The sequence below is a fragment of the Bacillus sp. PK6-026 genome (genome assembly GCF_054161455.1).
Genome location: NZ_CP096418.1, coordinates 1116833 through 1131799, shown reverse-complemented (window position 1 = coordinate 1131799; position 14967 = coordinate 1116833). Strand labels below are relative to the sequence as shown.

Genomic DNA, 14967 nt, shown 5'->3' with positions numbered 1-14967 from the left:
ATGGGGATCATACTTTTTTTCGGTATTTTATCTATCACTGTCTTTTATGTATTCCACTTGATGGCGGAGCCTTTCGACTCAAGAAATGCCGAAGAAATCATCTTGAAGCAGGCAGATGACAGCGAAAAAACGGTCAGCATCAAAGATAGGCACAACATAGGCGTTCTGCTTGATACATTTAACAAAGGGAAAAGAATGAAAGAAAAGTCGGCGCATAGCCTGCCTTCTCCGGCGTATCACGGATACATCAGCATGACCGACACACATCGCGTTCACTTCACCGTCTGGCTGAAGAAAGATGAAGCCGTCATCCTGAAAGAAGAGGAGAGCACATATTTTGTTCTCCGACAAAAGGAAAAAGACGCTCTTCTCAGAGAACTGCAGAAAAGGGACGCGGCAGGCGTCCCTTTTAACGTGTCAAGATTGATTTGTCAAAATGTCTTTTAAAGCGCGCCTTAAAATTTTGCCGGTCGAATTTTTCGGTATTTCATCCATGAAGACGATCGCCGCCGGGCGCTTGTATTTGGCAAGATGCTTTTTGCAATGCGACAAGACATCATCCTCTGTCAGCGTTTTATTCTTCGGAACGACATAGCACTGGACGGCTTCTCCCGTATTCGGGTCGGGCACTCCGATCACCACCGCTTCTGCGATTTCCGGATGAAGGTAGAGCACTTCTTCGATCTCCCTCGGATAGACATTATAGCCGCCGACGATAATCATGTCTTTTTTTCTGTCGACGATATAAAAATAACCGTCTTCATCCCGTTTTGCCAAATCACCTGTATACAGCCATCCGTCTTTAATCGTATGGGCCGTTTCTTCCGGCATGTTGTAGTACCCTTTCATAACATTCGGCCCTTTAACGATCAACTCCCCGACTTGACCGGCAGGCAGCTCTTCCCCGATTTCATTGACGACTTTGTTTTTCACATTGAGAATGTTCGTGCCGATCGATCCTGGCTTGCGGCCGGTGCTGAACGGGTTAAAGCATGTAACAGGAGAAGCCTCCGACAAACCGTAGCCTTCTAAAACGAGAACGCCGAATCTTTCTTCAAAGCTTTTCAGGAGAGCGACAGGCATGGCCGCTCCGCCTGAGATGCAAATCCTGATGGATCGAAAACCGGTTTCATCCGCCCCTTCATACTGGTACAGGTAATTGTACATTGTCGGCACGCCTGAGAAGATCGTCGCCTGATGCTTTTTAATCAGCTTGAAAACCTCGGCGGGACTGAATTTCGGCACGATCAAAATCGCTGCGCCGTTCATGAGTGGCGCATTCATGCAGACCGTTAAACAAAAAACGTGGAACATCGGCAGGGCGGCGACGACAAGGTCAGATTCATTCATTGTTAGATAGCGGGCTGTATCATTTGCATTCGAAAATAGATTTTGATGTGTGAGCATCGCCCCTTTTGGTCTTCCCGTAGTTCCTGACGTATAAAGGATGGCGGCCGTATCTTCGGCGTCGATTTCAGGAAACGGCCGGACAGGAGGTTTCATAATGTTTGTAAACGATTTCAATTTCATCTTAACCTCAGTGCTTTCCGGTTCGCGAAGCGGCTCTCCCGTTTCGCAAAGTACGACGCAGCTGACTTTCGGAAGGGATTCATGCACCTTTTCGTAAAGCGGAAGCAGCTGTCCCAGAGCCACGATCACTTTTGCGTCGCCATTTGTCAGCATATAGCCGATCTCAGTCGGCGTATAGGCCGGATTGATCGGTATGACAACGGCTCCGGCCTTCAGCACACCGTAAAACGCAATCACAAAATGCGGGGTATTGCCGAGAAGCAAAGCAACATGATCTCCCTTTTCCACCCCGATTTCGCGCAGACCTTCTGCAAAGCAATCAATTTTCTGCTGTAATCCCCCGTATGTTTCCGTCTGTTCCCCAAAAATATAAGCGGTTCTGTCAGGCTTTGATTGAGCTGTTTCCCCTAATTTTGAAACTAAATTCATTCTCCCACCCCTTAAAAATGAATGAATGACCATTCATTTTGTGATAATCAAAATCTATTCCCATTATAGTAAATGAACAGAAAACACTCAAGGGCTGTTGGGAAATATCTTCCATTCCTCTCAAGTTAAAAAGGGGCCGCGGAAACCGCAGCCTCTCTTTTAGTAGACAAGATCCAAAAATTCTTCTTTTTGAATATTGCCGAAGTAATGCTTGATGTCGACGCCTTGAAGGGCTTCTTCAATCGCTTTTCTTTCATACTGTACGCCTGTCAGCTTCTCTTCAATATCGCTGACATCGCCGACTCCGAAAAAGTCACCGAATATTTTGCACTCGCAGATCACGCCTTTTTGCACTTCCAGGCGGATGTCGACCGATCCCGCTTGAAATCGTTTTGAATGCTGAAGATTGAATTTCGGAGACTTCCCATAGTTCCAATCCCAGTTTTGATAGCGTTCCTTTGAAATTTGATTGATGATTTTCCAGTCTTTTTCAGTCAGCTTATACTCCGGTATTTCCCCTTCGGTATCAAAAATATAGCGGAGAAGCATGCTTCGGAATTCCACTGTCGTCATCTTCTGATCGAGAAATTCGCTGATATTGGCTACCCGGCTCCTGATCGATTTGATGCCTTTTGATTCGATTTTATCTTTTTTTACTTTTAAAGCCGATACGACATGTTCTATCTCAGAATCGAACAACAGCGTGCCATGGCTGAACATTCTCCCTTTCGTTGAGAACTGGGCGTTTCCCGAAATTTTCCGGCCGTTTGCCATCAAGTCGTTTCGGCCGCTCAGCTCCGCATCGACGCCAAGCCGCTTTAAAGCGGCCACAACGGGCTCCGTAAACTTCTTAAAATTATGGAAGCTGTTGCCGTCGTCTTTCGTAATAAAGCTGAAGTTCAAGTTCCCGAGGTCATGGTAGACAGCTCCGCCGCCTGACAGCCTGCGAACGACAATGATCCCGTTTTCATCCACATACTTTGTGTTGATTTCCTCAATCGTATTTTGGTTTTTGCCAATGATGATCGACGGCTGGTTGATATAAAACAGCAGATACGTCTCTTCAGGATCGAGGTGCTTTAAGCAGTACTCCTCAATCGCCAAGTTGATCCTCGGATCTGTAATATTTTGATTATCGATAAACAGCATGTTTGTCAGTTCCTCCTTCTATTCTCCCCACACATAACCGGTGTGCGCCAGATCAACCGCGCCTTTATAAACGGTTTTGGCCTCTTCTGCTAGTTTTTGATGTTCCCCGAAATGCGGGAGGTGTGTCAAGAGCAGATGTCCCGCACCCGCTTCTGCAGCGATGCGTCCCGCTTCGAGGCTGTTCATATGACCGGCGCTTCTCCCATCCTGATCCGCATAAAAATTGCACTCCGAGATCAATAGATCGGCTCCTTCGCTGAACGGGATGAAAGCTTCCTGAAAGCTCGAATCGGCTGTATAAACGACAGAATGAACACCGTCCGTCACCCTCATAGCAAAGCAGTCAACAGGATGAACCGTCTTTAAAAACGTGAACGTAAACGGTCCGATTGCCAAAGACTCTTTCGGATCATAGGCCAATCCAGCGGTATGCGTTTTATATGTAAGCTTTGAAAACTGCTCTTCATCAAAAGGATGTCCATATATCGGAAGGGCATTCGCTCCCTTGCCGAGGAATGAGCCGACCAGTTTGGCAAATTGCAAAGGGCCGACATCCGCAATATGGTCGTGATGATAATGGGATAATATAACGGCATCAAGCTCCTCAACGGGCAGAAACAGCTGAAGCTTCGATAAAACGGCACTGCCGCAGTCGATTAAAACGGAATAATCCCCGGATTGAAAGAGATAGCCTGAAGTCGCTTCATTTGCAGCCGGAAATCCTCCGCAGCAGCCGATGACTGTCATCTTCATATATACACACCTCTTTTTTGTGTCTATCGTCCCCCTATTCAATATACCCATTTTTCTTAAAAATTGCATGTTTTATATTTTGTCATAAAACAGACATTGATTTCCTGGATACTGTTATAATACAATGATGACAACAAACGAATTGGGGGAATCAACATGCTCGCTAAAATCACCGAGTTCTTCAGAAATTTGCCTTCCAAAAAATGTTCAAAATGCGGTCACGATATTGATGAGCAGCACGAATGCTACGGAAACACTTGCTCTAAATGCTTAAATGTAAAAGATATATAGACGTCATTAAAAAATGCTCCGGCGGATCTCCCCGGGGCGTTTTTTTGTCATAAAGTTAGTTATAAAGAGAGAGATTCTTGTCAAAATTCATTATTTTAATAACATTTTACTATTTCACTTAGGGAAATATACACCGATGAACGTCCCGATTTGAATTTAAGCTGGGATGATCATCTCATATTTGAATTTTCAATATATTCAGACGTTATTTTTTTAATGGACGAGCTGTATTTTCTTTCGCTATACTTAATTTACGATCTCAGTTTAATATTCTAGTATAAATTAAGCATGCGTTGGGAGGGCATCTATGAAAAGACTTAAATTCGGATTAGCCACACAAATTTTCCTCGGGCTGATTTTAGGTGTTGCAGCAGGAGCGATTTGGTTCGGAAACCCTGCGGTCGCAACGTATCTGCAGCCCGTCGGTGATTTGTTCTTAAGATTAATCAAAATGATTGTGATTCCTATTGTCGTTTCAAGCTTGATTGTCGGGGTTGCAGGGGCCGGCAGCGGAAAAAAGGTCGGCAGGCTCGGTTTTCGGACGATTCTGTACTTTGAAATCATTACGACTTTTGCGATCGTGCTCGGACTGCTCCTTGGAAATATCATTCAGCCTGGACACGGCGTAAACTTTTCTGGTGCTGAAAAACAGGATATCAGCCAATATGTAGAAACAGAAAAAGAGGCAAGCACCAAATCTGTCGCAGACACGTTCCTGCACATTGTGCCGACAAACTTTTTCCAATCGCTCGCTGAAGGCGATCTGCTTGCGATCATTTGCTTCACTGTTCTGTTCGCACTCGGAGTGTCAGCCATAGGCGAAAAAGGCAAGCCTGTGCTTTCCTTTTTTGAGGCAACGTCTCAAGCCATGTTCCACGTCGTGAACATCGTCATGAAATTCGCGCCGTTCGGCGTTTTTGCTTTAATTGGTGTAACGGTTTCAAAATTTGGTTTTTCTTCGCTTTTATCATTGGGAAAGCTCGTTTTGCTTGTCTATCTTGCTCTTGCTTTCTTCCTGATCGTCATTTTTGGGATCGTCGGCAAGCTGTGCGGTATCAATATATTTAAATTTTTGGCCTATATGAAAGATGAGCTTCTTCTTGCATACAGTACATCAAGCTCTGAAACTGTGCTTCCGCGCGTCATGGAAAAAATGGAGAAAATCGGCTGTCCGAAAGGCATTGTGTCGTTTGTCATTCCGATCGGCTACACATTTAACCTTGACGGCTCTGTCCTGTATCAGGCAATCGCGGCGCTGTTTCTGGCGCAGGTCTACGGCATCGATCTGTCCATTGGGCAGCAGCTCACGCTCATCCTTGTCCTGATGGTCACTTCTAAAGGAATGGCTGCCGTTCCCGGCACATCATTCGTCGTTCTTCTCGCGACTCTGGGCACGATCGGCGTTCCTGCTGAAGGGCTGGCCTTCATTGCCGGAGTCGACCGGATTATGGATATGGCGAGAACGGTCGTCAACCTGACCGGAAACGCTCTTGCCGCTGTGGTCATGTCAAAATGGGAAGGTGAATATGACGCCGTTAAAGGACAGACCGTCTTAAATCAAAGGGAGCCGGCAGATATGAAAATGTCCGGCTGACAGCCCGCAAAAAAACGTATGTTTCCCGCTTTTGGAGAAACATACGTTTTTTTAAAAATATGCAATTTGCTCAAGAAACCTGTCCAAACAACTTCCTTTCGTTTACATACGATGTACTGTAGTTAAATTAGAAAAGAAAACTGGAGGGAAGTTTAATGTATTTTTACCATGACCATTGCAAGAAAGATTATGACTTTGACTACCACAAGAAAGACCACGACTGCAAGAAATACTACTACTACTATTATTACTACTATTATCCATGCTATAAGAAGTATGATTATGACTATGACTACAAGAAGTTTGACCACTTTGATCACTGCAAAAAGAAAAAACACTATGATTACTGGTAAGTAAACGCCATCCTCTACGGATGGATGACTTCCACTCTTTTTTTACTCCCAAGGGACCGGGGTCCTTTGGGAGCTTTTTTATGCCATGTCAGACAGGACATAATGATACAGCAGCTTTGCCGTCTGCTCCAAGGACGACTGATGCGTCCTTTCAAACGCGTGGGATGCGTCAATTCCCGGGCCGATCAGCCCGTGGACGATATCATGGCCCGCTCTGATGGCTGCTGAAGCATCTGAGCCGTAGTACGGGTAAATATCAAGCTTATACTCGATTCCGTATGTTTCACAAAGAGCGGTCAGACGCTTGCGAAGCCCGTAGTGATATGGCCCGCTGGCATCCTTCACACAAATGGATACCGTATATTCGTCGGTTGACTGCCCATCGCCGATCGCTCCCATATCAACAGCCAAATATTCCACCGTTTCAGGCGGGATATTGGAGTTGCCGCCATAACCGATTTCTTCATTGTTGGAAATTAAAAAATGCGTTGTGTAAGGCAGTGTCATCCCTTCTGTGTTGATCGTTCTGATCAGCTCAATAAGGAGGGCGACGCTTGCTTTATCATCAAGATGACGCGATTTGATAAACCCGCTCGGTGTGATCTCAACGCGCGGGTCGAAGGAGATAAAATCACCGACATTGATGCCGAGCGCCCGGGTTTCTTCTTCACTGCGGACCGGTTCGTCAATGCGGACCTCCATATTCTTCTGGTTCCGCTCGGCTTTTCCGGCGTCTTTGTAAACATGCACTGATGTCTGATGCATTAAGATCGTGCCGGTGTAAGTTTTCCCTGATGCTGTTTCAATTTTGCAATACTCGCCTTCAATCGAGTTGTAATTGAACCCCCCGATTAAGTCAATTTTCAGCCTTCCGTTCGGCTTAATCTCTTTCACCATCGCTCCGAGGGTATCGACATGAGCGGTGAGCATCCGGTGCCGGGCTTTGTCGCGGCCCGGTATCGTCGCGATCAGGCCGCCCTTACGGTTAAACTTTGTTTCGACTCCTTCTTCCTGTAATAGGCGATTGATATAGTCTATGATGTCATACGTATTCCCGGTAGGGCTCGGGATGGAGACGAGCTCCTTGATGAGCTCCATCGTTTTCTGTCCTGACATTGTTCATTCCTCCCAACTTGTGATGTTTATAGTATACATCAGATCAATATTTTAGTACCAGATACTAATACTAGGTGTTATAATTAAAAAAAGGAGAGTGAACTTCATGAAAACTTTATCAAAAGCGCGAATTTCTGCCATCGGCACCTATGTTCCCGAAAAGCGCATGACAAACAAAGACTTTGAAAAAATCGTCGATACTTCTGATGAATGGATCGTTCAGCGGACAGGAATGAAAGAAAGGCGAATCGCAGGAAGTCACGAATTCACATCAGATCTTTGCATAAAGGCCGTTGAAAATCTACAAAGCAGATACAACGGCACGCTGGACGATATTGACATGATCATCGTCTCTACCACAACGGCGGACTATGCTTTTCCAAGCACGGCATGCCAGGTTCAGGAGCACTTCGGATGGAAAGAAGTCGGCGCGGTGGATGTAAATGCGACTTGCGCGGGATTAACATACGGATTGCATATCGCCAACGGCCTGATCACTTCCGGACTGCACAAAAAAATTCTTGTGATCAGCGGTGAAACCTTATCCAAAACAACCGACTACACAGACCGCGCGTCTTGCATTTTGTTCGGCGACGGCGCGGGCGCCCTGCTTGTCGAACGGGACGACAATTCCCCAAGCTTCATTACTTTTGCCCAGGATACGAAAGGTGACGGAGCCCGCCATTTATACAGAACCGGCTTGCGCAGCGACCTTAAAGGGGAGCCGCTCTCAGGTGAAGGAAAAATGGTTCAAAACGGCCGCGAAGTGTATAAATGGGCGGTCAGGTCCATTCCCGAAGGCGTCAAAAAGCTGCTTAGCCAAGCTGAAATGGAGCTGAAGGATATCGATTGGTTCGTCCCGCACAGCGCGAATTTGCGAATGGTCGAATCAATTTGCGAAAAAACCGGAATTTCACTCGAAAAAGCGCTGACGAGCGTCGAATGGTTTGGCAACACCTCATCCGTATCAATCGTTCTCGCCCTTGATGAAGCCGTCAAAAACGGAAAGTTGAAAGAGGGCAATACCTTGATTCTGTTCGGTTTCGGCGGGGGTCTTACATATACGGGACTGATTGTAAAATGGGGCGCGCCAGCTTCCTGATTTCAAAAAAAAAACATCTTTTCTTGCCCTTGCCGGGCTTGAAAAGATGTTTTTCTTTTATGCGTGCTGCTCTTCAACTTTTCCTTTTCTCAGCAGCACTTTAAAATAAATCAGCGTCAAGGCCATCATGACGATCGCAACACCGCCGAGCACGGCAGCCTGCTCCCACATATACGCGTAGTCTCCGCTTGAAATCACCGCTCTGTATCCCGCAATGCTGTAGGTCATCGGCAGTGCGGAATGGATGACTTGGAAGAACTTAGGAACAAGTGCAAGAGGGAATGTTCCTCCGCTTCCTCCAAGCTGAAGCACGAGCAGAATGACGGCAATGAAACGTCCCGGATTTCCCATGGTCGCAGCCAAAAATTGAATGATCGCAAGACATGTAATGCTCATGATCATACTGAACACATAAAATCTCCAGACGCTTTGCACTTCAAGCCCGATGCCAGAGAGAATGATCGTGCAGGCGATCGCCGCTTGAAGAATCCCCACTGCAAAAAGTACGCTGAATTTGCTCATAAACCAGCCGAAAGCTGATTCAGGCCGGACAGCCGGCTCTTTCACATCAAAGACGACGGTGATCATTAATGCACCGACAAATAAGCCGAGCGACAAAATATACGGGGTTAATCCTGTTCCGTAGTTGGAAACCGGATCGATTTTATCGCCTTTCACATCGACGGGATCTGAGAACATATTGTAGTTTTCGTCTCCCGCTTGAATATCGCCGGTCTGATCAGCAGCGTCAGACAGCTTGTCAAACAGCTCCCCGCTTCCGTCAGACAGCTTGCCAAGACCTTCATCAAGAGATTTAGCCCCTTCTGCAAGCTTGGAAGAACCGTCCTTCAGTTTATCAGCCGCGCTTTGCAGATCGCCGAACTTCCCGACTAACGTCTGGCTGCCTTCGGCGATTTTGGATGATCCGCTTTTCGCCTCCGCGAATTTTTCGTTGTAAGCACCCAAACCGTTTGTCAGCGCATCGAGCCCTTGCTGAATCTTTTGCGATCCTTTATAAAGCTTGTTCACATCCGAAGGAACTCGCTTCAATTCCTCAAGCTTCTGTTTCAGCCCGGATAAATCGGGAAGTTCGCTTACATCGGGAATTTGCGCTTTCAACTTGTCAAACTCAGGCAGCTTCACCGTTCCCATTTTTTCATCGACTTGTTTCATAAGCGCGGCTTTCTGTTCTTGTGTCAGCATGTTGCTGGATTCAATAATTTGTTTGACTTCACTATGCTGGTTTTTCAATGCCGCTTCAAGCTCATCAATATTTTTCGAGATCTGACTGATTTCTTTTTTTGCCTTTTCGGCGTTTGAAAGTGCCGTTTCAAGCTGCTGAATCTTTTCATTTGAAATGGCTTCTTCGAGTTTGCTTATCATCTGCGCTTTTTCATTCATCTGCTCCAATCCCGCCACAATCTGAGGCATGCCTTGTTGGAGCTGTTGAGCACCGCTGTGCAGCTGGCCGCTTTTTTCCAAAAATTGCGCAAGCCCTGAATCAAGCTCATGAATTTTGTCGTTCAGCGTATTGAATGCTGTGCCGAACTTCTCCATTCCGTCTTTGTTGAACTGAATTTGGCTTTTCGCAAGCTTTTCAAGGTTCTTTTTCAGCGTTTCGCTTCCTTCTTTCGCATCTTTCAGTCCTTTATCCAGTTTTCCGGCACCTTCGCTGGCTTCACCGAGACCTTTTGCGATTTTGCCGAAATTGTCAAAGATGACTTCGGCATATTGCTGCGTGATTTCAGAACCGACTGAATGCTGAAGCTGTTCAATCGCTTTATCGCTGATCTGGGCGCCGACATAGTTTCGTCCTGCGTTTGTATGATAAATCAGATTCAGCTTTTTCGGATGTTTATCCATCACCGTGCTGGCATCCTTCGAAAAGTTTTCAGGAATTTCTACAACCATGTAGTATTCCTCATTTTGCAAGCCTCTCAGCGCTTTTTCCTTCGTCGTAAAATGCCAGTCGAATTTATCGTTTTTTTTCAGTTCTTTGACAAGGTCGTCGCCGATGTGAAGGTCTTTTCCTTCATATGTCGTTCCCTTGTCGGAATTCACAACCGCTACGGGGAGCTGATCGACGTTTCCGTATGGGTCCCAGTACGCCGCCAAAAATATGCTGCTGTAAATCAGCGGTATAAAGAGAACCCCGATCACGGATATCAGTAGTTTTTTATTGGTTATCAGTTCTCTCCACTGGTTTTTGAAAACATTCATGTTGATACGCCTCCTAGTTAGTAGCCGCTCTCTATGCGGATAAGCACCCCTTTAAACAAAGAAAGGACAATCTAACGAGATAATCCTTTTAAAATATACATTTTCAGCATCTCTGCCAACTCTTCATCTTTCAGCGGTTCATGGTTTTTTTCCCAGTCAAAGATGAGCGCGATGTAAAGCTTGAAGATGACAAACGCGTTCAGCTCGGGGTCACACGGTCTAATATCGTCATTTTTAATCGCTTCTTTAATCTTTCTCTTAATATAGCTGATGACCATGCGTTCCAGCTTTTCAATCACTTCGCGGGCCGCCGGTGTGCCGAGCTCCGCACCTTCCTGAAAGATCTTAATGGTCAGCTGGTGCTTCTTTCTGTACTCCAATATCGCCATCATCGCGCGATGGGCATTTTCGTGAAAAGGCAGCTCAGGATCAATCGCTTGATCAGCCGTTTGCTTCATCTCAATCAGAAGCGAAGAAAAAATGTCGTCGAACAGTTCCTCTTTATTCTTGAAAAAAGTATAAATCGTACCTTTGCCGACATTGGCAAGCTTCGCCACCAGATCCATCGTCGTCGCTTTGTAGCCGAATTGTGTAAACGATTTTGTCGCCGCTTCTAAAATCAGTGCTTTTCGATCTTTGCTCACGGTTTCTCACCCCGAAATTGACTATTTGAACATTTTGGTCAGTAAGTACAAAAAGTAATGTAACACACCTGAATATAAAATGCAATAATTTAAATGTTATCTTTTCCATAAACAAACTTTAAAATGATGAAAGCTGTAAAAAGAGTGAAATAAAAAAAGCCGCCGAATGGATTCGGACAGCTTTATTTGCTCTTCTTTATTCGAAAAGGTGTGAGAGCACATCGGCTACGGCCTGCTTGCCTTGGTCGATGCAATCCGGAATGCCGACCCCTTCAAAAGAGGCCCCCGTCATGAAAACGCCCGGATATGACGCCTGTAACCCTTCCCTGATCTCTTTCATTCTTTTCTTATGGCCGACATGGTATTGCGGCATCGCTTCATGCCATCTTGTGATGCAGGTCATTTCCGGCTCGCCGTCGATCTTCATAATCCGTCTTAAATCGTCGAGGACGATTTTCACCATTTCGTTATCTGACTGTTCGACAACGGACTCATCGCCGGCTTTCCCCACATAAGCTCTTAACAGAACTTTTCCTTCAGGCGTTGTGCTCGGCCATTTTTTGTTTGTCCAAGTACACGCCGTAATCGAAAAGTCGCTGTTCCTTGAAATGACAAAGCCTGTTCCTTGATGCTCCATTTGGACGGCTTCTTCCGGAAATCCGAGCGCCACATTGGCGACAGATGTTGACACCATATCTTCTAAACCCTTCAGCCAATCCGCTTTTGGAAACATCGCGGCAGCTGCTTTATGGGGAGCGGTGACCACGGCCGAATCAGCGTGAAGCACCTTGCCGTTGTCAAGCTTCATGCTGTAGCCCGAGCCCGCGCGCTCAATGCTGACGACCTTTGTGCCTTTATAAACCTTTGTGATATCGAGCTGCTTTTCCAGTTCTTCAACAATCGTCTGCAGGCCGGTTTTCACCGTCTGGAACTGGCCTTTCTTTTTGTTCGCAGGCTTTTTGGCGCTCTGGGCGCCGCGCGATTTTTTCATCCCGATGATCAAGCTTCTGTACTTCTGTTCTGTCTGGTAGAATTGCGGGAAAGTTGACATCAGACTGAGGCGGTCAATGTCCCCGGCATAAATGCCTGACAAAAGCGGTTCGATCAGGTTCTCCACCACTTCACCGCCGACGCGCCTTCTGAAAAATTCTCCGAGCGACTGGTCTTCCTGCGGCTTGCTCGCTGGAAGCAGCAAATCCATTCCGGCTCTCAACTTCCCCGGCAAGGAAAACAAGCCGGTTGTCAGAAAAGGTCCGATTTTTGTCGGCACCCCCATCACAGCTCCTTCCGGAATCGGATAGAGCGTTTCGCTGACAAGAACATAAGACTGGCCTGTCGCGTTGTTCACGAGCAAGTGCTCCAGCCCGAGATCCTTCACGAGCTGAGGTGCGCTTTGCTTCCGTTCCAAAAATGAATCCGGCCCCCGTTCAATCACATAGCCGTCTTTGTGTACCGTCTGTATCTTTCCGCCCAGTCTCGGACTTGCTTCAACAAGCGTGACTTCGGCCGGGAGATCGTTCTTTTTGATTTCCTTCTCCAAGTAGAAGGCGGCGGCCAATCCGGTAATACCGCCGCCGATGATGACAATCTGCCTGCGTTCTCCACTCATTTACAATCGCCTTCTTTACTGTTCTTTCTCCAATTGTTTTAATACAACATCTGCTAAAGCATCGATAAACTCATGTTTTGCGTTAGGCATTTCAGGTCTGTAATAGCTTGCTCCGATATCGTCTGTGACGACTTTGCATTCATAATCGTTGTCATAAAGAACTTCCAAATGGTCAGCTACGAAGCCGACGGGAGCATAAACAAAAGCGCTGTACCCTTTTTGCTCTGACAAGTCACGGGTCAAATCCTGAACATCCGGCCCAAGCCACGGATCAGGGGTGTTTCCTTCGCTTTGCCAGCCGACGGCGTAATCTTTTACACCCGCTGCTTCGGCAATCAGTTTCGCTGATTCTTTAAGCTGTTCAGGATATGGATCACCCATTTCGACGATCTTTTCAGGAAGGCTGTGCGCCGATACAATCAAGACGGCGTTATCCCTTTCTTCCGAAGGCATTTCGTCATAGGTTTTTCTCACTTGATCCGCCCAATATGCGATGAATTTCGGCTCATCATACCAGCTGTTGATCGATGTGATCGACAATCCGCCGAGCTTTTCAGCCTCGTCTTTCGCCCGCTTGTTGTACGACTGTACGCTGAAAGTGGAGAAATGGGGCGCAAGCACGATGCTGACGGCTTCTGTAATCCCGTCTTTATGCATCTCCTGAACGGCATCCTCGATGAAAGGTTCGATATGTTTGAGACCGATATATGACTTGAATACCACATCATTCTGAAGCTCGTTTAAGCGTTTTTCCAGCTGCTTCGTCTGCTCTTGCGTGATCTTTGCAAGCGGAGAAATTCCGCCGATCGCCCTATAGCGGTCTTTTAAGTCCTGAAGCATGTCAGGCTCAGGCTTCCTGCCTCTTCTGATGTGTGTATAATAACGTTCAATGTCTTCCTCTTTGTACGGCGTCCCATACGCCATAACAAGAAGCCCCATTTTCTTTTTACCCAACGTGAACACCTCTTTAAAGATCATGATCTATACGTATTTTGACAGTTTATATTGAAAAGACCAACTGAAATGCTCATGTCATCAGGCTCGATTTTTTTGAGGCGGAATACTCATGAACAAATGCCGTCAATTTTTTCAGTGTGTCAGGACTCACTTCGGGAAAAATCCCGTGACCGAGGTTGAAAATAAACCGGTCCGTCTGCATGCCCTGATCGAGAATGGCTTTCGTCCTCTCTTCAATGACTTCCCACGGGGCGAGGAGGATCGAAGGATCCAAATTCCCCTGAAGCGTTTTTGTCAGCCCTTTATCCCTGGCTTCCTGCACGCTCATCCGCCAGTCCAACCCGACGACGTCAAGGTCAAGATCGTGCCATTCAGTCGCGAGGTGGCTTGCGCCGACCCCGAACATAATCAGCGGCACGCCTTCTTTTTTCAGCTCTTTGAAAAGAATGTCCATCGTCGGCTTGATATAGCGGCAGTAATCACCGACATTCAACGCCCCGACCCAGGAATCGAACACTTGAATGGCTTTGGCGCCGGCGCGGATTTGGGCTTTGACGTATACAGCCGCCATCTTCCCGAGCTTTTTCATCAAGAGGTCCCATGCAGCAGGCTGGCTGTACATAAACGCTTTTGTTTTATTGTAGTTTTTGGACGGGCCACCTTCGATCATATAGCTAGCCAGTGTAAACGGCGCCCCAGTAAAACCGATCAGCGGAACGTTCAGCTGTTCTTCTGTCAAGAGCCTGATCGTCTCCAGCACATATGGTATATGCTCCTCCGGCTCGAGTTCGCCGAGTTTTTCAACATCTGTGAGAGATGTGATCGGCTGATCGATAACAGGACCGATGCCGTTTTTAATTTCGACGTCAACGCCAATACCTGGAAGCGGTGTCATTATGTCTTTATAAAGTATTGCCGCATCGACACCGTACTGTTCGACGGGGAGCCTTGTCACGTAAGCGCACAGTTCGGGCTGATGCGTAATTTCGAACAGTCCGTATTTTTCCTTGAGCGCTCTGTACTCAGGCTGTGATCTTCCAGCCTGCCTCATGTACCATACCGGTACATGGGCGGCTTTTTCTCCTCGGCACGCTTTTAAGAATGTGTCATTAAAAGCCTTGTCGTTTTTCATCATGATATCCACCTTTCAAGCTGCAACCATACGTTCGCAAAATTACTCCTTCCAATATACCGTTTTTTTATTGAACGGTATACTCATG

The 14967-nt window shown here is 46.6% G+C and carries 14 protein-coding genes; 5 read left to right on the top strand and 9 right to left on the bottom strand.

Translation table 11 applies throughout. The features are described from left to right. Positions 1-447: a hypothetical protein gene (locus M1D59_RS05715; RefSeq protein WP_256164212.1), complete on the top strand. Its 447-nt coding sequence runs from the start codon at positions 1-3 to the stop codon at positions 445-447. Here the strand turns inward: M1D59_RS05715 and M1D59_RS05710 are convergent. From M1D59_RS05710 to M1D59_RS05700, 3 genes are all read right to left on the bottom strand, one after another. Beyond that, a complete protein-coding gene (locus M1D59_RS05710; protein WP_059231183.1) occupies positions 418-1959 on the bottom strand; it encodes a fatty acid--CoA ligase family protein in 1542 nt (513 codons plus the stop codon). The genes M1D59_RS05715 and M1D59_RS05710 overlap by 30 nt on opposite strands. A gap of 159 nt (positions 1960-2118) precedes the next feature. Continuing rightward, complete coding sequence (lplJ, locus tag M1D59_RS05705) at positions 2119-3108, bottom strand: lipoate--protein ligase LplJ (protein ID WP_020450815.1); 990 nt, start codon at positions 3106-3108, stop codon at positions 2119-2121. A gap of 18 nt (positions 3109-3126) precedes the next feature. Next, positions 3127-3861 carry an MBL fold metallo-hydrolase gene (locus tag M1D59_RS05700; RefSeq protein ID WP_195536144.1) on the bottom strand — a complete coding sequence of 245 codons (735 nt, stop codon included), beginning with the start codon at positions 3859-3861 and terminating at the stop codon, positions 3127-3129. 156 nt (positions 3862-4017) lie between these two features. On the opposite strand from M1D59_RS05700, the gene yhfH reads away from it, so the two are divergent. From yhfH to M1D59_RS05685, 3 genes are all read left to right on the top strand, one after another. Further along, positions 4018-4152, top strand: coding sequence for a protein YhfH (gene yhfH / locus M1D59_RS05695; RefSeq protein WP_003180302.1), 135 nt, complete (start codon positions 4018-4020; stop codon positions 4150-4152). A 307-nt stretch (positions 4153-4459) separates the two neighbouring features. After that, positions 4460-5746, top strand: a complete 1287-nt coding sequence (locus M1D59_RS05690; RefSeq protein ID WP_003180300.1) for a cation:dicarboxylate symporter family transporter — start codon at positions 4460-4462, stop codon at positions 5744-5746. Between the two features lie 155 nt (positions 5747-5901). After that, on the top strand, positions 5902-6099 hold the full coding sequence (locus M1D59_RS05685; protein WP_003180298.1) for a hypothetical protein: 198 nt from the start codon (positions 5902-5904) through the stop codon (positions 6097-6099). 78 nt (positions 6100-6177) lie between these two features. On the opposite strand, the gene M1D59_RS05680 is transcribed toward M1D59_RS05685, so the two are convergent. Then, positions 6178-7215 (bottom strand): M42 family metallopeptidase, encoded by a 1038-nt coding sequence (locus M1D59_RS05680; protein ID WP_458117869.1) that lies wholly within the window; start codon positions 7213-7215, stop codon positions 6178-6180. 106 nt (positions 7216-7321) lie between these two features. Here M1D59_RS05680 and M1D59_RS05675 point away from each other — a divergent pair, with 106 nt between their 5' ends. Further along, positions 7322-8317, top strand: coding sequence for a ketoacyl-ACP synthase III (locus M1D59_RS05675; protein ID WP_101560668.1), 996 nt, complete (start codon positions 7322-7324; stop codon positions 8315-8317). 57 nt (positions 8318-8374) lie between these two features. On the opposite strand, the gene M1D59_RS05670 is transcribed toward M1D59_RS05675, so the two are convergent. The 5 genes from M1D59_RS05670 to hemE all read right to left on the bottom strand — a co-directional run bounded on the left by M1D59_RS05670 (position 8375) and on the right by hemE (position 14879). Next, on the bottom strand, positions 8375-10537 hold the full coding sequence (locus tag M1D59_RS05670) for a YhgE/Pip domain-containing protein (RefSeq protein WP_059231187.1): 2163 nt from the start codon (positions 10535-10537) through the stop codon (positions 8375-8377). Between the two features lie 71 nt (positions 10538-10608). Beyond that, the gene (locus M1D59_RS05665) at positions 10609-11181 is read right to left on the bottom strand and encodes a TetR/AcrR family transcriptional regulator (RefSeq protein ID WP_195536141.1); all 573 of its coding nucleotides are present in this window, start codon (positions 11179-11181) and stop codon (positions 10609-10611) included. Between the two features lie 196 nt (positions 11182-11377). Continuing rightward, entirely contained in the window at positions 11378-12790 is a 1413-nt protein-coding gene (hemY, locus tag M1D59_RS05660; protein WP_023856566.1) for a protoporphyrinogen oxidase, read from the bottom strand. Positions 12791-12805: 15 nt separating this feature from the next. Further along, on the bottom strand, positions 12806-13744 hold the full coding sequence (hemH, locus tag M1D59_RS05655) for a ferrochelatase (protein ID WP_458117868.1): 939 nt from the start codon (positions 13742-13744) through the stop codon (positions 12806-12808). 73 nt (positions 13745-13817) lie between these two features. Then, positions 13818-14879 (bottom strand): uroporphyrinogen decarboxylase, encoded by a 1062-nt coding sequence (gene hemE / locus M1D59_RS05650; RefSeq protein ID WP_023856564.1) that lies wholly within the window; start codon positions 14877-14879, stop codon positions 13818-13820. Positions 14880-14967: the final 88 nt, after the last annotated feature.